The following is an 18,459-nucleotide window of genomic DNA, read 5'->3' on the forward strand; positions in this document are numbered from 1 at the left end:
AAGTTTGCGTTAGCGCTACACAGCAGGGATTTCTTCGACTGTGCCATAGCAGACACCGGTGTCGTGTTGTTGATCGCTAAAACCTTCTAATCGGCGTTTAGACTTTTAATCGATTCAGTTGATCTTCGACCGCGATGATCAATGCCTTAGACTGAATGCTTTTATCTTTTAGTTGGTTCCCCAAGTCTGCTAACTGCTTACTACTATCCGAAACTAGTACTAAACGTTTATTGATATCCTCAGACACAACACTTTGTTCTTGTGCTGCGCTGGATACTTGTTCTGCGCTTTGACTGATCTCATTGACACTGCTTAAGGTTTCATTTAGTCGGGTAAAGCTGCTTTGGGTTTTCTCAACGGTTCCAGACACTGACCCGTGCGTATTCTCAAGCAAACTAACGGCGGCGCCGACATCTGTTTGCAGATTTTCAATGAGAGAGGAAATTTCTTGGGTCGATGTTTGTGTTCGCGCTGCTAAATTTCTAACTTCATCCGCGACAACCGCAAACCCACGGCCTTGCTCACCAGCACGAGCAGCTTCGATTGCGGCATTTAAGGCCAGTAGATTAGTTTGTTCTGCAATGGCCTGGATTGTGCCCACAATACTGGTGATTTCGGCACTTCTGCTTGCCACCTGGCTAACTTGTTGTGAGGATTGATTGATCGCCTGAGCCAAGGCAGCAACGCTATCAACACTTTCTTGCAGTATTTCCTGCGTTTCTGCTAAGAGCGAAGTTGCCCGGGCACTGCCATTGGCAGTACTTTTAGCGATTGACGCAACTTCGGTCGCGGCGGCTGCCATTTGAGTAACTGCGGTCGCCACATTATCCAGTTGATGTTGCTGTGATTGGGTATCTTGCTCAACTAAGTTTGAAATTGTTTGTAGTCCTTCAAATTGCTGGGCCAATTCACCTGCGTTCTGCTTTGATACACTGATCATCTCGGCGAGTTTCTTGACAAATCGATTGAAGCCATCAGCAAGATTGATGAGCTCTCGATGCTTTTTGATGTCTACGGTTTGCGTCAGGTCGCCTTCTTTGTCGGCCAATTCGGCAACTGAGTCAGCGACACGGCGGATTGGGTTGGTGATCGAACGTGTTAACAGAAAGGCAATCGCAAAAGCAGCCCCTAGTGATAATAGAGAAAAAATTAATAGTTGCCCAACCGTCCCGTACAGGCTATCGCTCGCGTTTTGTTTCATTTCATTGACTGTCGCTAAGGCAACTTTTTCGGGCACGCTTACCAGTACAGTCCATGTCGTATCGGCTTGGCGAATGTTAACCGGTACCCGTACAAACCATTGCTCATTGATTTGAAAGAAGTCTTTGTTTTGGGCCAGTTGTTCATGCAAGGTTGCATTCACCGTGCGTAAAGGTTTTGCAAGGGATGACTGATATTCCGTTGAGGCAATCAATAAGTTACGTTGACTAACAAGGGTAATATTGGATTCCCCATCAAACAGTGCAGCACTTTGCTCCTGGACCCATTGCTGGACGATAGGTAAGTTGATATCAACGCCAACGATCCCGCGAAAACTACCATTAACGATTATTGGCGCTGATAGGGTTGTCATGAGCTCCTCGTAGCCCTCCTCAATCTCATATAAATAAGGGTCTAATGCACAGTTAGCGCGACTATCACGGCTACACAGAAACCATTCTGCTTCGCGAATGCCGTTTTCATCCATCTCATCAAGATACTTTTCATTTGGGTCGTCCACGGGATAAAGCACAGTGCGGCCATCTTCTTTTACATAATAAATTTCTAAAGTGCCTATTGGGGTCGAGTGGCTCGGCGTATTGCGCCACTGTTGATCGTTGTTGTCATAACCATTAGGCTCAAACTGAGTGTACATAGCGCTGATCGTCTCACTTGACTGAAGGCTAGCCCGGGTCATGGTCATGACTGTTTCTCGAGCTAAGGGAGTCTTTGGATGGGCGGTTTGGGCTAGGGTTTCGGCAAGACTAATGGCTGGTACAAAGCTCTCCGTGATCAGTTCGGTAATTTTATTAGAGGCTAAGCGACCCGCATCTTGCATGGACTCAACAACCGAACTTTTAAGTTTGGTTTCATTCAGTCGTACTTGTTGTTGTGAAAACGTCGTCAAGCTGTTGATAGCGAGCAGGCTATAGAGGATCCCCAGGCCGGTCACGATACCGATGAAATAGAGCGACATTTGTAGGCGAATGGACAAAGTTGTGAATTGCATAATGAACTCCGAGTAATGCAGGTTTTCAACCTACTGTCACTAATGTACTCTTTGTTTATAGAACAATTTCCGATAGTTGCAATTCACCTATCTCTACCAGTCCAAATTAATTTGTTATTGGTAGAAGGCGTATTCCAACTGTTACCCAGTCAAGGAATCTAGATATGCGGCGTTGGCGTGCGCTTCACCAATGGATTGGAGTCATCATTGGTATTCAAGTACTACTTTGGATTGCCGGGGGCTTGTATATGAGTGCAGTGCCTTTGGAATGGGTACATGGTAAGCCGTTGCTTCACTCCGATACCAGTGGGCCAATCGTTACGACAAGCAACGCCGAAAAGAATGTGGTGAACGCTGGGCCTATCGAGCCATTGGATATAACGCAATATTCGTCACTACTCTGGGTCAAGCGTCTTGACCAGTCGGTGGTAAAAGCCGTTGATTTTAGTGGCAATGAAACCTACTTAAGCCTTAAAGATGACCAACAGTGGCAGGTACTGCCTCCGCTCAGCGAAGCCCTCGTCGCGGCAGAGGCCCAGCGGCGGTATGCCGGCAACGGAGATTTAGCACAAATTGCTCTTCTTACCGATATTCCCAGTGAGGCTTCAGGTATTGCTCACCCGATTTATCGTGCTGACTTTGATGATTGGTTGAATACGACTTTCTATTTGCATCCAATGACCGCCGAAGTGTTAAAGGTACGTAGCGATTTGTGGCGCTTATTCGATATCTTTTGGATGCTCCACATCATGGATTATGAAACCCGTGATGATTTTAATAATCCACTGCTTATTATCAGTGCAGTGATTGCGCTCTTTTTTACCGTGACAGGGATGGTCTTAGTGTTTTCATGGGCCAAACGTGGTTATTTGCGGCGTACACGAAGATTATGAGTAATGTCCATTCACATTTCGCTCCAACGTCCTACTCGTAAAGTCTGCGTTATGGGTTAGGGGAGCAGTTAGGTCCTGTGGTGCACGCTGATGTGCGCCTTGCTATTTAATTTGTTGATAATACCGCATCAAACATTTCAAAAGCCAACCGCGCGGCTAGTTTAGCGGTGCGGTTGTCAATGTCGAAATTAGGGTTCAGTTCTGCTATATCTGCCAGCTTCCAAGTGAAACCTAAATGCTCGCGTTGTTGTGCGATCCAGTGCAGGATTGCAATCACCATTTGGGGCTCGATCCCTAAAGCACTAGGCGCGCTAACGCCAGGGGCATCGGCCGCAGGGAAGGCATCTAAGCAAATGGTGAGGTAGAGTTGGTCAATGTCTGCCAAAAACGGCGTTAGGAAGTTTTTGGCCGCATCTATTGAGCAGTCTTTATCTAGCAGATAGTGTGTACCAGAGGCTTTGGCATAGTCAAATAAGGCCGGCGTGTTTGCTGCTCGAGAAACCCCGATACAGGCATAATGAAATGCTTGATTGCTCTTGGCTTGATGTTCTGCAATTTGTCTAAAGGGAGTACCGGAGCTAGTCGCCGGCGCCGGCCGGCGTAAGTCGAAATGGGCATCAAAGTTGATGATCCCGATCTTGCTTTGTGCTGATGAGGCGAGCGACGCGGTTAGGCCTTGATAGCTACCCCATGCGATTTCATGTCCGCCGCCTAGTCCGATCACAAAATCATGCTGCTCGAGCGCGGTTTTGATTTGCTGGCCATAACGCTGTTGAGCTTGTTCAAGCTGTTCATCTGCTAGCGTATTGCCATAATCATTCAGGTTGGCTGCCCAGTGCCAAGGTAAGTTGGCTAATGCGCTTCTTAGGCTATCGGGTCCCCGAGCGGCGCCCATCCGGCCCTTGTTGGCAGCAACACCAAGGTCACAACAGAAACCCACCAATGCTGCACTTTGTGCGAATTTAGATGCAGGCTTTTGTACTTTTTGATGCCAACGTAGCCCTAAATCCCCATCTTCACTGTCAACTCGACCTTGCCAATTAAACACGTTTGCCTCCAAACCAAATATTGGATGGACGAATACCATTAATGCTATAGGCCAATTCAGCGGGGGTGTTGATCTCCCACAGGGTTAAGTCAGCACGTTGTCCAACAGCAATGATGCCACGGTCTGATAAACCAAGCGCACGGGCAGCATTGATGGTGGCCCCTTGTAGGGCTTCTTCCGGAGTCAGGCCAAATAAGACACAAGCCATGTTGAGAGCCGTTAAAAGCGAGGCGACGGGTGAACTGCCAGGATTAAAATCCGTCGCGACTGCCAGCGGTACATCATGCTCCCGCAGAGCTTGAATTGGCGGCTTACGTGTCTCGTTGAGATAATAATAAGCACCGGGTAACAACACGGCAACAGTGCCGCTTGCTGCCAACGCTGCTATATCCGTTGTGGCTAAGTATTCGATGTGATCGACCGACATTGCTTGGTAGCGCGCGGCCAATATTGCACCTTTCTGATCGCTTAATTGTTCAACGTGGGCTTTGATCTTAAGTCCATGTTGTTGCGCTGCTTTAAATACTTGTTCAGTTTGCGCCGTTGAGAACCCGATTGATTCACAGAATACATCCACAGCATCAGCCAAATTCTCAGCAGCGACCTTGGGGATCATGTGGTCGCAGACAAAGGTGATGTAGTCGTCGGCACGGTCTTTATATTCAGGCGGTAAGGCGTGTGCGCCAAGATAAGTCGCTATGATGGACAGTGGTAGTTCAGCAGCAAGCGCGTTAGCAACCTTAAGCATTCTAAGTTCTGTGGTTTCATCCAGTCCATATCCAGATTTAACTTCAAGGGTGGTTACCCCTTCCTCACATAATCGACGTGCGCGTTTTTTGGCACTTTCCAGCAGGCTCTCGGGAGTTGCTGCGCGAGTATCGTTAACGGTGCGCATGATCCCACCGCCTTGCTCAGCAATGGTTTTATATGACACTCCTTGCAAGCGCTGAGCAAACTCTTGCGCGCGATCACCGCCAAAAACAATGTGGGTATGACAGTCAATTAATCCCGGCAGTAGCCATTGTCCTTGGGCATCAAAAATTTCAGGGGCAGAGATTGGGGTATCAGCAGAACAGAGTGCAGCGATACAGCCATCTTTTATCGCGAGTGTTGACGCTTGAAGCTCGCCATAAGGCAGACCGCTCTCGGTCATAGACGCGATCCTAGCATTTATAATAATGGCATCGTAATTCATAACACATGAGTCAAGCGCGGGTTCCATATTCTTGCAGTCTACTTGTCTATACTTGTATATACAAGTAGTATGAGCAACCTCATTAACTGTAAAGTTGCGCTAGCATGCAGCCCCGATATATTGCAATTAAAGCTTCTTTAGTGGATGCCATCGAGCGAGGCACAATGGCCTCAGGTGAGCAGGTTCCCTCAGAAAATCAATTAGCTCAACAGCATGGAGTCAGTCGCATGACTGCGCGTCGGGCCCTCAGCGAACTTGTAGATGAAGGTATTTTGATGCGGTCGCAGGGCCTTGGTACCTTTGTGGCGGACCATCGGCCAATGAGCTCAATGCTCGAAATTCGGAGTATACGTGATGAAATTGAACAACGGGGTCATCAGTATAGCAATGAAATCCAGGTACTTAGCGAAGTATCCGTAAACGACGTAATTGCTAATGTTCTCGATATTCCACGCGGGCATACTGCCTTTCATAGCGTGATAGTGCATCTTGAGAATGGCTTACCGGTGCAATATGAAGAGCGCTGGGTCAATCCGCGTTGGGCGCCAGATTATTTGTCCCTCGACTTTTCCAAGCAGACCGCAAATTATTATCTTAATCAGGTCGCTCCCCTGACTCAAGCTGATCACAGCGTAGAAGCTATGTTACCAAACGCAGACATTGCTGCTGCGTTGCATATCCAAGAGACCGAGCCTTGCTTAAAGATCGCGCGGCGAACCTATTCAGCCAAAGGCGTGGTTAGTCATGCATTGCTGTATCACCCGGGTAAACGCTATCGCCTGGGTGGTCATTTAGATTTTCAAACAAAAATAACCCCTACCGTGGAGAAAACATGAACCGTTTTGATCCTTCCCGTGAAATTCGCGCCCCACGTGGCACAACCTTAACTGCAAAAAGCTGGCTGACGGAAGCACCACTGCGCATGCTGATGAACAATCTCGATCCAGACGTCGCCGAGCACCCGAAAAACCTGGTGGTTTATGGTGGCATTGGCCGTGCGGCGCGTGATTGGGAATGCTTTGACAAAATCGTAGAAGTGCTCAAGCGCCTCAATAATGATGAAACACTGTTGGTTCAGTCAGGCAAGCCGGTTGGGGTATTTCCAACCCATGAGAATGCACCACGTGTGTTGATAGCCAACTCTAATTTGGTGCCGCATTGGGCTAATTGGGAACACTTTAATGAACTCGATAAGCAAGGGTTGATGATGTATGGGCAAATGACCGCGGGATCATGGATCTACATCGGTTCACAAGGGATCGTGCAGGGCACCTATGAAACCTTTGTCAGTGTGGCCAAGGCCCACTTTGATGGCGCTGCGCAAGGTCGTTGGATATTGACCGGCGGTCTTGGTGGTATGGGGGGCGCTCAACCGCTTGCAGCAACGATGGCCGGTTTCTCAATGTTAGCTGTTGAAGTGGATGAAAGCCGTATCGACTTTCGCATCAAAACCGGTTATCTCGACAAGAAAGCCAAATCGATTGATGAAGCACTGGCTCTGCTGAGCGCGGCTAAAGCCGAAAACTCGCCTATCTCAGTAGGTTTACTCGGCAATGCGGCGGATGTTTTTCCTGCCTTGTTAGAACGTAATGTGATCCCCGACGTGGTTACCGACCAAACCAGCGCGCACGATCCGCTTAATGGATATCTGCCGCAAAACTGGAGCTTAGCGTACGCGGCTGAAATGCGGGCTAAAGATGAAGCCGCGGTGGTAAATGCCGCTAAACAGTCGATGGCGCTCCAAGTAAAAGCCATGTTGGGTTTGCAGGCAGCTGGCGCAGCCACGTTGGACTATGGCAATAATATTCGTCAGATGGCCTTGGAAGAAGGGGTGAGTAATGCCTTTGATTTTCCGGGATTCGTACCAGCTTACATTCGTCCGTTATTCTGCCAAGGGATTGGTCCGTTTCGCTGGGCTGCATTGTCGGGTGATCCTGAGGATATCTATAAAACTGACGCCAAGGTAAAAGAGCTAATCCCCGATAATCCGCACCTGCACAATTGGCTGGATATGGCCAAAGAGCGTATTCAGTTTCAGGGACTACCTGCGCGGATCTGCTGGGTTGGTTTAGGAGAAAGGCAAAAATTGGGTCTGGCGTTTAACCAAATGGTGCGTGATGGCGAGCTCAGCGCGCCGGTGGTGATTGGACGCGATCATTTAGATTCAGGCTCAGTTGCGTCACCGAATCGCGAGACCGAGGCAATGTTGGACGGCTCGGATGCGGTGTCGGATTGGCCGCTACTAAACGCATTATTAAATACTGCCGGTGGCGCTACTTGGGTTAGCTTACATCATGGTGGTGGTGTCGGTATGGGTTTTAGTCAACACAGCGGTGTAGTGATTGTCTGTGATGGTAGCGCAGAGGCTGATGCTAGGATTGCTCGCGTGTTACATAATGACCCAGCGACTGGGGTTATGCGACATGCGGATGCAGGTTACGAAATTGCGCAACAGTGCGCGCGTGACCACAAACTGGATTTACCGATGCTTAAAGGAGGGAACGAGTAATGCAACCTCTCATTCTCGAACCTGGCACCTTAACGTTAGAGCAATTACGCACAGTACATCGTCAGCATATACCGCTGCAATTGACTGAAACTGCTCATGGTGCCATTCGTGCGGCCGAGCAAACGGTACTTGATGTTATCCAACAAGGGCGCACTGTCTACGGTATTAACACGGGTTTTGGGCTGCTAGCGAACACCCGAATTGATGTTACAGAATTGGAACTCCTGCAACGCAGTATTGTGCTTTCACATGCCGCAGGCACGGGGGATTTCATGCAACCCGATACTGTGCGTTTACTCATGTTGCTAAAAATCAATTCATTGGCGCGCGGGTTTTCGGGTATTCGTCTGAATGTAATCGAAGCGTTAATCCGCTTGTATAATGCTGAAGTTTATCCTGCAATTCCAGAAAAAGGCTCAGTCGGCGCAAGCGGGGACCTTGCGCCATTGGCACATATGAGTGCCGTATTGCTGGGTGAGGGGGAAGCGTTTCATCGCGGTCAACGGATCAATGCAGAACAAGCGCTGAAAATCGCCGGTTTAGCCCCAATTACTCTTGCCCCTAAAGAAGGTTTAGCCTTACTTAACGGTACTCAAGCCTCAACGGCATTTGCGTTGCAAGGATTGTTTTATGCAGAAAACGCGCTATACAGCGGGATCGGTATAGGAGCATTAACCGTTGATGCTGCTTTAGGCTCACGGGTGCCTTTCGATGAGCGCATTCATGCAGTGCGTGGGCATCAGAGTCAAGCCGATGTAGCCGCGGCATTTCGCCAGATGCTCGGGTCTTCAAGCATAGGTGATTCTCATCAAGGCTGCGAGAAAGTCCAAGACCCTTATTCACTGCGTTGCCAGCCGCAGGTTATGGGAGCAAGTTTGCAGCAAATGCGATTTGCAGCTGAAGTATTAGTCACCGAGGCCAATGGTGTAAGCGACAATCCGTTAGTGTTCGCTGAGAGTGGTGATATTTTATCGGGTGGGAATTTTCATGCCGAGGCGGTTGCTATGGCCGCTGATATGCTAGCGATTGCGTTAGCCGAAATTGGGGCCATCGCAGAGCGTCGAATGTCGCTCATGATTGATACGCATCTGAGCGGGTTACCCCCATTTTTAGTGGATAACGGTGGGGTAAATTCTGGCTTTATGATTGCGCAAGTCACCTGTGCGGCGCTAGCGAGTGAGAACAAAACCCTTGCGCATCCAGCATCGATTGATTCGTTGCCAACATCGGCGAATCAAGAAGATCATGTCTCCATGGCAACGTTCGCCGGACGTCGTTTACGCGACATTTTCGACAATGTTGCAGGGATCCTTGCAATCGAATGGCTGGCTGCTTGCCAAGGGCTAGATTTCCGCAAGCCATTAAAGACAAGTGAGCACTTACAAACTTTGCATGGGTTGCTGAGAAGTAAGGTTGATTTTTATGCCCAGGATCGTTATTTCGCCCCTGATATAGAGGCCGCTAAGCAATTGATCAAGAGGCATGAATTGATGGATGCTACACAGCTATCATTATTGAGTTAAGTACAGGAGCCTCAGTCAATGACTGGGGCTATTAGGCACTCTTGCGTGAATAATACTGCCCGATTACGCGTGCGAGTTTGGACTTGTCGACGGGTTTAGTCAGATAATCGGTCATGCCAGCAGCAAAACAGGCATCCCTATCACCATCTAAAGCATTGGCTGTCAACGCTATAATTGGGATATCTTGCCAAGGCCCGCATTGGCCTGCGCGGATTTTTTGACTGGTTTCGTATCCATCCATAACCGGCATCTGGCAGTCCATTAAGATCAGGTCGATTTCCTGCCTCGTCTTTTGTGACAAAAGTTCAAGCACCTTTTGACCATTTTCAACCGTGATGACTTTGGCCCCGAGATTTGCCAACATGTCTTCGACTACCAGTTGATTAATTGCGTTATCTTCAGCCACTAGAACCTGGCAGTCAGTAATATCAGCAGCAATGTCATCTGCACCTAGTTCGCTTCTTTCTGCAACACGCTCTAGGGGAAGGGTAAAGGTAAATTCTGTTCCTTCACCAAGTTCACTGCGGACAGCTATCGTTCCTTTCATCAAAGTTATTAGTTCTCGACAAATCAACAATCCAAGGCCCGTCCCCGCATTTCTTTTGCGGCTGCTGTCATCCAGTTGCTGGAATGGGCGAAACAACTTATCAAGGTCGTTTTCTGCTATCCCAATTCCGGTATCTTTGATCTGACAGTTTAAACTGCAGTCATTCGCATTCTCGCTAAGGTGAGCCGTGATGGTGACTTGACCTTGCTCGGTAAACTTATTCGCGTTACTGAGTAAATTAAGCAGGATCTGTTGTAAGCGCGTTTGATCTGCGCTGACCCAAACAGGGTTTGACCAATCAGTCTGTAAAACCAAGGTATTGCCTTGTTTGGCATACATTGGCTCAAACAGTTGTACCATTTGTGCAAAGCATTCAGTGAGTTCGAAGGTCGATTGAGTTAACCTCAATTTGCCGGCTTCAATCTTGGAATAGTCTAGAATATCGTCGACGATCTGCGCTAGCAACGTCGCACTTTGCTGGGCCAACTTTAGATTTTCGCACTGTTGTGGCGCTAAATTCGACAGGTCAATGGTTTGTAATAAACCACTGACGCCTGCAATCGGGGTGCGAATTTCATGACTCATGTTAGCCAAAAAGCGGGATTTTTCTTTCAACGCAGCTTCTGAATCCAGTCGGAGTTGGTGCTCAATGGCAAAGAATTGTTCTACTTTAGTAAACAAAAACTGCATACCTTGAAGCACGACCACCTGGCCAACCAAGGTTACGAGCAACCAGCGACTGGGTCCGAGAGCGAAATCAAAATTAAAGGCCATTGCGTAACTGGTAAGTAATCCAACTTGGGTAACTACTAGCACGCTCCATCGCACCCATTGCGTATTGTATACTGCGATAGCAAAGGCACTCACCATTAACGCAATACCCGCATAGGCAATGCTTTGATTCACATAACAATTGACCCATCCAACGAGCATCAATAAACAACTAAAGGCGAGTGCAAGGGTTTGCGAAGATAGCCGATTGCGGCAGTGATAAAGCAAAAACATCGCGCAAAACATGAGCAATTGTACGATGACGACCTGTGGGCGGACTGCTGCAACTAAATTAAAGTAGAGGGTCAACAAGATAATCGGCAACAGCAGTAACATTAATGCCTTAACCATTGCGGTGATGTAGGCGTGTTTTAACTGTTCGGCCTCGGTATACATGTCACATTACTTATCTACTGCGGTAAGCAGAGTATCGCCCTAACGGTGCTTGAATACAAATTGCTTTGGTTTTGCTAGTGGAGGCGATTGGGTTAATAGGATAACGTATTAAGAATAAGCCTGTTAGTTGACAAAATATCTATCAAACGGAGAACAGTGAAATGAAATTGATACGCTGTAAAACATACCTTGGAATGCTGACATTGTTAGTATTGTCGCTTACGGGCTGCAGTGATAGCGAAGTGGGTGATGTAAGTCTGGGTGTGTTTACCACCAAAGACATCAAGATTGACGCATTAACTGATCCGAAGATACCGGGAGTCACCTGCCATATCTCAAGTATTGAAGCGAATCTGGATCTATCCGACCCCTCGGATAGCTCTATTGCGTGTCGCCAAACCGGCGAGATTACTGCGGCTATGCTGGCTAGCATCGATCGGTCTGATTCGGGTGAGATCGTGTTTACAAAATCTAAGAGTATTTTCTTCAAAAACATGAAAGTACGCCGCATTTTCGACCCTTCGTCACAAACCCTGATGTATGTCTCCTACAGCACCAAAGAAACCTCAGGCAGTTTTAAGCACAGCCTATCAACGGTGCCCTTGTGGGGCACGCAAGCCTATCGCGAACCGCTATCCACAACTACGATAACACCAACCAATTAGTCGGCGATATTGCGAATCGAATCACGTTGAACGAGTTGTGGAAGGAAGAGGTGTTGAACTTGTAAATGCGAACGTCCATACACGTTTTTTAATACCCAACGGGCAGCCATACTGCCCATTTCTGCTACGGGATTATTCACCGTCGTAAGCTTAGGGTATACATGGGTAGCAAAGATCACATTATCAAAACCAATGACTGAAAGATCGTCCGGGATGGTTAAGTTGTGCTCACGCGCATAGGTCATTGCACCGGATGCCATCTCATCGTTACAACAAACCAATGCAGTAAAGGGTTTATTTTTTGCGAGCAAGGCTTTAAGCCCCATCTCGCCCCCTGAAACTTTGTAATCCCCGCGGTAGAAGAGGTCTTCATCAAAATCAATGCCGTGTGAACGTAGCGCGCGCTTATGACCTTCGAGACGTTCGTTGGCGTCTGCTTTTGCCTCAGGACCGGCAATATAGGCGATGCGAGTATGACCCATATCAATCATGGCCTTCGCTGAAATGTAGCCACCTAACTCATTGTTCAGGGTTATACAGTTTTCACTTAAGCCCTCAACATAGCGGTTAACTAGCACAATAGGTACGCTGCCTTGACTAAGTTCGCGTAAGTACTCATCCGAAACTGCCTCGGCGTGTAAAATCAACGCATCACACTTGCGTGAAATCAGAAACTCGAGACCATCTTTCTCTTTCTCTGCATTCGCATGCCCTGGCGTAACGATGACGTGTTTTCCTGCGGCACGCAAAACAGCTTCAATTGCACTCATCATCTCACCAAAAAAAGAGCCGTGCAGTTCGGTGACTAAAAGACCAATACTATTACTGCGATTAGATGCCAGCGATTGGGCAATCGAATTGGGCCGGTAACCTAACTCTTCTATTGCCGCAAGGACTTTATTGCGGGTTTTTTCACTAACCTTCGCGTTGTCATTCATAACGCGAGAGACCGTTGCAAGCGAGACGCCAGCAAGCTTGGATACTTCGTAAATCGTTGCCATGCAAATTTAGCCTATTTGAAGACAAGGTAAACTCTACCACACTTTAGGTATTGCGCTAGTATGTGCGCTCCTTCATTCGCAGTCGGCATGACATCAACCCCCGTATAGTTGGAGCAAAGCCGTGTGTCTCAAAGATCTGCGAGTTGCATTGCCATGCTTTTTTACTAAAGCAATTGCGGGGCAGTGGTTTTTTCGCTTTATTAAACCATTTTACCCGCGCACTTGGAAGCGCTTACAATTATTCTTGCAAGAAAGTTAACTGCATGTTAAAACCTATTTGTAAGCGCTTTCAATTGAGCTGTTTAAGAGACCGGATATTCATGAATATTATCCAAGTCACCCTAGATTGGTTATTACAATTCAGAAGTTGCCAGTGGTTTGTTAGCGCGTAACCAAGCAAGCTGAACTACACGTGGAAAGTTACTATGGCAATAAGTCCTTCAACCGTTAATCCCGAGTTTTCAGGTTCACCTTCCTCACAGTCGGTGGCACCGCTCGTTATTCTGACGATTTTGTTTTTTATGTGGGGCTTTATTACCTGCTTAAATGACATCCTCATTCCTTATCTCAAAGCGGCTTTTGACTTGAGCTATACACAGGCTATGTTGATCCAATTCTGTTTTTTTGGCGCATACTTCATTGTGTCACTACCTGCTGGCAAGTTAGTCAGTGCAATTGGCTATCAGAAAGGGATCGTATTGGGATTAACGGTAGCGGCGTGTGGCTGTTTATTGTTCTATCCAGCGGCGCAACTTGAACTTTACGGACTATTTTTGGCGGCACTATTTGTGCTGGCGGCTGGAATTACTGTACTGCAGGTTGCCGCGAATCCCTATGTGACAGTTTTAGGGCCTGCACAGACCGCTTCATCGCGGTTGACCATGACGCAAGCATTTAACTCACTAGGCACGACAGTTGCGCCGTTTTTTGGCGCTTGGTTGATTTTTTCCGGGCATGAGCCAGCCAGCATCGATAGCGGTAGTGACGCAGTGAAAGTCCCTTATTTAATATTGGCCGGTGCACTCGCTGTGCTGGCGGTAATCTTTGCCAGAATTAATTTGCCAGAGGTTAAAACAGCAGCAACAAAGTTAACTAGCCGCGTTGGTGAAAACTTGCTCGAGCATCGTCATCTGACTTTAGGTGCTATCGCTATATTTACCTATGTAGGGGCTGAAGTCGCAATTGGTAGTTTTCTGGTGAACTTTATTATGCAACCCGATGTGGCGGGATTTACTGAAGCGAAAGCGGCGAGCTACATCGCCTACTATTGGGGCGGTGCTATGGTGGGCCGGTTTATTGGTGCTGTGATAATGCAACGTATTGCTGGTAACACGGTGCTCGCGTTCAATGCCGTTGCGGCAGTAGTATTGCTCTTGGTGGCGATAAATAGTTCCGGTACCACCGCAATGTGGGCGATTTTGGCGGTAGGGTTATGTAACTCTATCATGTTTCCAACGATATTTAGTCTTGCTTTACAGCAACTTGGCAGCCTCACTGGTCAAGCCTCAGGTTTGTTGTGTTTAGCTATTGTCGGCGGCGCTCTTATTCCCGTAGTGCAAGGTGTGCTAGCCGACGCCATCGGTCTGCAACTCGCATTTATCGCGCCCGTATTGTGTTACCTTTATATCGCCTTTTATGGCGTCTCCGGTAGTCGCCCGCAATAACTCCAAACATTGGTCACCAAGTAAACACAAGGAATTTTTCATGCATAGGTCTCTCTTCATCATCATCGCGCCACTATTTTTGCTTGCTAGTTGCAGTCAAGCGCCAGAGACGTCAGATGATCAAGTGGCACAAACCAGCCCTGCAAAGCCTGTTGCCGATTTCTGGCCTCGACTTGATATTGCGGTAAAGCATGATCCAGCAATAGAAGCTCGCGTGGATAGCCTGATTGCTGAAATGACCTTGCCACAAAAAGTGGCTCAAATGATCCAGCCAGAGATTCGGGATATCACAGTCGATGATATGCGGCGATATGGTTTTGGCTCCTATCTCAATGGAGGTGGCTCGTTTCCTGCTCAGAATAAGCATGCCACAGTGCAGGATTGGATAGATCTTGCTGACGCGATGTATATGGCTTCGATCGATGACTCTTTGGATGGCAGTCGTATTCCAACCATGTGGGGCACAGATGCAGTGCATGGGCACAATAACGTAATTGGGGCTACATTGTTTCCACACAATATTGGTCTGGGTGCAGCGCATGACCCTGCCTTAATTGAGGAAATCGCGCATGCTACCGCCAAAGAAGTTATGGCGACGGGCATTGATTGGGTGTTTGCACCGACGGTTGCGGTTGTCAGAGATGATCGCTGGGGTAGAACCTATGAAGGTTATTCCGAGGATCCGGAAATTGTGCGCGAATATGCAGCCGCAATTGTACAAGGTTTACAAGGCCACGCTGATGGTGATTTGTTAGGCGATGAGCGGGTAATTAGCACAGTCAAGCACTTTGTGGGCGATGGCGGAACTGAAGGCGGTGACGATCAGGGTAATAATTTATCAACTGAAGAAGAGTTATTTGCCATTCATGCTCAGGGCTATGTCGGCGGACTGCAAGCTGGAGCGCAGTCAGTGATGGCGTCGTTTAACAGCTGGCAGGGAGAGAAAATCCATGGTCATCGGTATTTGCTCACAGATGTTTTAAAAGAGCGCATGGGTTTTGATGGCTTTGTGGTCGGTGACTGGAATGGGCATGGTCAGGTTGCCGGTTGCACCAATGCAAGCTGTCCCCAATCTATTAACGCAGGGTTAGATATATTTATGGTGCCCACGGATGCCTGGAAACCTTTGTATGAAAACACCATTGCGCAAGTTGAATCCGGCATCATTCCCATGAGTCGGATTGACGATGCAGTGCGGCGTATTCTGCGCGTTAAAGTACGTGCAGGCTTATTTGATAAACCTCGCCCTGCTGAGCGAAGCCTAAGTGGAAAAATGGAGTTGATTGGTGCACAAGCGCATCGCGAGATAGCTCGCCGTGCGGTGCGTCAATCCTTAGTGCTACTGAAAAATAAAAATGCTTTACTGCCATTATCGCCGCGCTTGAATGTATTGGTGGCGGGCGACGCGGCAGACAATATAGGTAAACAATCAGGCGGCTGGACCATCACTTGGCAGGGTACCGGCAACAACAACAGTGACTTTCCAGGCGGTACGTCGATATATGCAGGTCTCAAAGCCCAAATTGAAGCGGCGGGTGGCAGTATAGAATTAAGTGCAAACGGCGATTACTCACAGCAGCCTGATGTTGCTATCGTGGTATTTGGTGAAGAGCCATACGCCGAAGGGCATGGCGACCTTGACAACTTAGAATATCAGCGCGGTCGCAAAACAGATCTTGCGTTATTAAAAAAGCTTAAAGCCGCTGGTATTCCCGTGGTTTCGGTCTTCATTAGCGGCAGGCCGCTGTGGGTCAATGCCGAATTGAATCAGTCTGATGCTTTCGTTGCCGCTTGGTTGCCAGGGAGTGAGGGCCAAGGGATCGCTGATGTATTGTTGCGCGATGCAAACGACCAGGTTCAATATGATTTTACTGGCCGTCTAAGCTTCTCATGGCCGATATCGGCCACCCAAGCCGTAATCAATCGAGGCGATTATCAATCACCCTATTTGCCTAAGGGCATGCAGCGGGATGACTTTGCTCTAGTCTGGCCAATCCCTACGCAACAGAGTTCAACGACAACTCAATCTCTTCCATTATTACCCTATGGTTTTGGATTGCAGTTTGGCGATAGCAATGTTTTACCTGATCGCTTACCGGAAGAAAGTGCAACAGGGGCCGACGAATTGCGTGAATACGTAATGTTTGCAGGTGGGATCCGGGCACCATTCCATAACGTTATTGGCGACAGCAAGGGCACAGATCGCGTTGCCAGTAGCGCAGAAAGTAATGCCAGTGTCAGTATTCGCACCAAGGATTGGCAGGTTCAAGAAGATACCGTATTACTTACTTTCAATGGCTCAGAGCAAGGGCTCTATGCAATTGCGGATAACTTTGTGGTTGATTTAAGGGGTTATCAAGAGGCTAATTCAACCCTTAATATTCAATGGAAAGTAGTTGTGCCACCGAATGCTGCAGTTTTCCTTGGCATGCGTTGTGAATCTCAGTGTGGCAATAGTATTGATGTAACAGAGCGGCTAAGTGAAGCGTCAGCTCAAGAGTGGCATACCTTAGTAATTGATTTGCAGTGTTTAGTCCAAAACAACGTTGATTTAAGTCGCATTGCATCATTGCTGGCCGTTGAAACTACCGGGGAACTTACTCTTCAGCTCGCAGACGCTAGGCTGGTGCCGAATAATCGAGATAATGCAGACCTGTATTGCCCGATCGCTGAGGCCAACTGATGATGCAAGCAGCCCTAACACTTAAAGAGAAGTTGGGTTATGCCTGTGGTGATGTGGCGTCGAATTTTTACTGGCGCGTGTTTGACGTTTTTTTATTTATCTTTTACACCGATGTGTTTGGTTTAAGTCCTGCTGCGGTCGGCTCGATGATGCTTGTCACGCGCTTGATCGATGCATTCTCGGATCCGTTGATGGGCGCTCTGGCTGATCGCACTAAGACACGCTGGGGTAAGTTTAGGCCCTACTTATTGTGGGGGATTTTGCCCATCGTTACTGCTGGGGTGCTCACGTTTACCGTGCCCGACCTAGGAGAGGGGGGTAAATTAGTTTGGGCCTATGCGACTTATATATTGATGATGTTGGCCTACACCTTTATTAATGTGCCATATGGAGCCCTTTTAGGAGTGGTGACCGCTGATAGTCAGCAGCGCACCACATTAACCAGCTTCCGGTTTATTGGCGCCTTTAGTGGCGGTACATTAGTGGCCTATCTGACGCCAGAATTAGTGGTTGTTTTCGGTGGCGGCAACACTGCGTTAGGTTGGCAATTAACGATGGCTGTCTATGGTATGGTAGCTGCCGGTTTGTTTGTTATTACTTTTATGACAACGCGAGAGCGCATCCAACCGCCACCTGCACAGTCAACCTCTATCCGTCAGGATGTTCTGGATCTGCTTCACAATAAGCCTTGGTTAGTTCTGTTTTCACTCGCCTTGATCATAATGCTGACCATAACGCTGCGCGGCAGTACAGGGACATTTTACTTCAAATACTATGTTGGCCGTGAAGACCTAATCGGTGCATTTAGTGGCGCCTATTTGATTGCGCTGGCCACAGGTGCGGCGATGACTCCCTTGTTGACCCGTTGGTTGGACAAGAAACGATTATTAATGTTGCTCATGCTCATAGTGGCAGTCCTCTCCGTCGGTTTTTACTTTATTCCACGTGACCAGGTGGGCTTGATGTTTATCATGCAAATGGCTATTGGATTTTGCCTTGGCCCTAAATCACCCTTGGTCTTCTCAATGTATGCTGATACTGCTGATTATGCTGAATGGCAACATGGACGCAGAGCGACGGCGATGGTTTTCTCGGCCGCAGCCTTTTCACAGAAATTGGGGGGTGCGATTGCGGGCGCCATGATTGGCTGGCTTCTTGCGAGTATGGGCTACGTTGCAAATGCTGTGCAGTCAAATGCCTCAGAACAAGGCATTGTCTTGTTGATGACGCTCATTCCAGCATTATTTGCATTTCTCGCGGTAGGCTGTATACGCTGGTATAGCCTAGATGCTAGTGCACTGGAGCAAGTTCAAAGTGACCTGCATCAGCGACGGCTTGTGCAAGGGCAATAGATG

At 48.1% G+C, this 18,459-nt stretch carries 13 protein-coding genes; 8 read left to right on the forward strand and 5 right to left on the reverse strand.

Annotated features, from left to right (window positions below; translation table 11 throughout):
- Positions 1-97 precede the first annotated feature (97 nt).
- Positions 98-2,209: a methyl-accepting chemotaxis protein gene (locus AC121Z_RS03905; RefSeq protein WP_498126840.1), complete on the reverse strand. Its 2,112-nt coding sequence runs from the start codon at positions 2,207-2,209 to the stop codon at positions 98-100.
- Positions 2,210-2,373: 164 nt separating this feature from the next.
- Between AC121Z_RS03905 and AC121Z_RS03910 the strand changes: the two genes are divergently transcribed.
- Positions 2,374-3,102 (forward strand): PepSY domain-containing protein, encoded by a 729-nt coding sequence (locus AC121Z_RS03910; protein WP_498126842.1) that lies wholly within the window; start codon positions 2,374-2,376, stop codon positions 3,100-3,102.
- 106 nt (positions 3,103-3,208) lie between these two features.
- On the opposite strand, the gene hutG is transcribed toward AC121Z_RS03910, so the two are convergent.
- Both hutG and hutI read right to left on the reverse strand, forming a co-directional pair.
- Positions 3,209-4,150, reverse strand: a complete 942-nt coding sequence (gene hutG / locus AC121Z_RS03915) for a formimidoylglutamase (RefSeq protein WP_498126844.1) — start codon at positions 4,148-4,150, stop codon at positions 3,209-3,211.
- On the reverse strand, positions 4,143-5,303 hold the full coding sequence (gene hutI / locus AC121Z_RS03920) for an imidazolonepropionase (protein ID WP_498126845.1): 1,161 nt from the start codon (positions 5,301-5,303) through the stop codon (positions 4,143-4,145). Before hutI ends, hutG begins: the two co-directional genes overlap by 8 nt.
- A 146-nt stretch (positions 5,304-5,449) precedes the next feature.
- Between hutI and hutC the strand changes: the two genes are divergently transcribed.
- The 3 genes from hutC to hutH are packed head-to-tail and all read left to right on the forward strand — an operon-like array spanning position 5,450 to position 9,377.
- Positions 5,450-6,181, forward strand: a complete 732-nt coding sequence (hutC, locus tag AC121Z_RS03925; protein ID WP_498126847.1) for a histidine utilization transcriptional repressor HutC — start codon at positions 5,450-5,452, stop codon at positions 6,179-6,181.
- Positions 6,178-7,854: a urocanate hydratase gene (gene hutU, locus AC121Z_RS03930; protein WP_498126849.1), complete on the forward strand. Its 1,677-nt coding sequence runs from the start codon at positions 6,178-6,180 to the stop codon at positions 7,852-7,854. Before hutC ends, hutU begins: the two co-directional genes overlap by 4 nt.
- Positions 7,854-9,377 (forward strand): histidine ammonia-lyase, encoded by a 1,524-nt coding sequence (hutH, locus tag AC121Z_RS03935; RefSeq protein ID WP_498126851.1) that lies wholly within the window; start codon positions 7,854-7,856, stop codon positions 9,375-9,377. Before hutU ends, hutH begins: the two co-directional genes overlap by 1 nt.
- Before the next feature lie 31 nt (positions 9,378-9,408).
- On the opposite strand, the gene AC121Z_RS03940 is transcribed toward hutH, so the two are convergent.
- The gene (locus tag AC121Z_RS03940; protein ID WP_498126852.1) at positions 9,409-11,091 is read right to left on the reverse strand and encodes an ATP-binding protein; all 1,683 of its coding nucleotides are present in this window, start codon (positions 11,089-11,091) and stop codon (positions 9,409-9,411) included.
- Positions 11,092-11,252: 161 nt separating this feature from the next.
- Between AC121Z_RS03940 and AC121Z_RS03945 the strand changes: the two genes are divergently transcribed.
- Entirely contained in the window at positions 11,253-11,756 is a 504-nt protein-coding gene (locus AC121Z_RS03945) for a CreA family protein (protein WP_498126853.1), read from the forward strand.
- Here the strand turns inward: AC121Z_RS03945 and AC121Z_RS03950 are convergent.
- A complete protein-coding gene (locus AC121Z_RS03950) occupies positions 11,753-12,757 on the reverse strand; it encodes a LacI family DNA-binding transcriptional regulator (protein ID WP_498126854.1) in 1,005 nt (334 codons plus the stop codon). The genes AC121Z_RS03945 and AC121Z_RS03950 overlap by 4 nt on opposite strands.
- A 425-nt stretch (positions 12,758-13,182) precedes the next feature.
- On the opposite strand from AC121Z_RS03950, the gene AC121Z_RS03955 reads away from it, so the two are divergent.
- Genes AC121Z_RS03955 through AC121Z_RS03965 form a run of 3 tightly spaced genes read left to right on the forward strand, consistent with a single transcriptional unit; the run spans position 13,183 to position 18,456 of the window.
- Positions 13,183-14,421 (forward strand): sugar MFS transporter, encoded by a 1,239-nt coding sequence (locus AC121Z_RS03955; protein ID WP_498126855.1) that lies wholly within the window; start codon positions 13,183-13,185, stop codon positions 14,419-14,421.
- 40 nt (positions 14,422-14,461) lie between these two features.
- Positions 14,462-17,104, forward strand: a complete 2,643-nt coding sequence (locus AC121Z_RS03960; RefSeq protein ID WP_498126856.1) for a glycoside hydrolase family 3 protein — start codon at positions 14,462-14,464, stop codon at positions 17,102-17,104.
- Positions 17,104-18,456 carry an MFS transporter gene (locus tag AC121Z_RS03965; RefSeq protein WP_498126858.1) on the forward strand — a complete coding sequence of 451 codons (1,353 nt, stop codon included), beginning with the start codon at positions 17,104-17,106 and terminating at the stop codon, positions 18,454-18,456. Before AC121Z_RS03960 ends, AC121Z_RS03965 begins: the two co-directional genes overlap by 1 nt.
- Positions 18,457-18,459 lie beyond the last annotated feature (3 nt).

Source organism: Alteromonas sp. DYW1 (assembly GCF_059752595.1).

Bases quoted from the DNA above. Each gene is read 5' to 3' on its own strand.
- AC121Z_RS03940 (WP_498126852.1), bottom strand. From the start codon at position 11,091: ATGTATACCGAGGCCGAACAGTTAAAACACGCCTACATCACCGCAATG.
- hutU (WP_498126849.1), top strand. From the start codon at position 6,178: ATGAACCGTTTTGATCCTTCCCGTGAAATTCGCGCCCCACGTGGCACA.
- AC121Z_RS03965 (WP_498126858.1), top strand. From the start codon at position 17,104: ATGATGCAAGCAGCCCTAACACTTAAAGAGAAGTTGGGTTATGCCTGT.
- hutH (WP_498126851.1), top strand. From the start codon at position 7,854: ATGCAACCTCTCATTCTCGAACCTGGCACCTTAACGTTAGAGCAATTA.
- hutI (WP_498126845.1), bottom strand. From the start codon at position 5,303: ATGACCGAGAGCGGTCTGCCTTATGGCGAGCTTCAAGCGTCAACACTC.
- hutC (WP_498126847.1), top strand. From the start codon at position 5,450: ATGCAGCCCCGATATATTGCAATTAAAGCTTCTTTAGTGGATGCCATC.
- AC121Z_RS03950 (WP_498126854.1), bottom strand. From the start codon at position 12,757: ATGGCAACGATTTACGAAGTATCCAAGCTTGCTGGCGTCTCGCTTGCA.
- AC121Z_RS03960 (WP_498126856.1), top strand. From the start codon at position 14,462: ATGCATAGGTCTCTCTTCATCATCATCGCGCCACTATTTTTGCTTGCT.
- AC121Z_RS03955 (WP_498126855.1), top strand. From the start codon at position 13,183: ATGGCAATAAGTCCTTCAACCGTTAATCCCGAGTTTTCAGGTTCACCT.
- AC121Z_RS03945 (WP_498126853.1), top strand. From the start codon at position 11,253: ATGAAATTGATACGCTGTAAAACATACCTTGGAATGCTGACATTGTTA.
- AC121Z_RS03905 (WP_498126840.1), bottom strand. From the start codon at position 2,209: ATGCAATTCACAACTTTGTCCATTCGCCTACAAATGTCGCTCTATTTC.
- AC121Z_RS03910 (WP_498126842.1), top strand. From the start codon at position 2,374: ATGCGGCGTTGGCGTGCGCTTCACCAATGGATTGGAGTCATCATTGGT.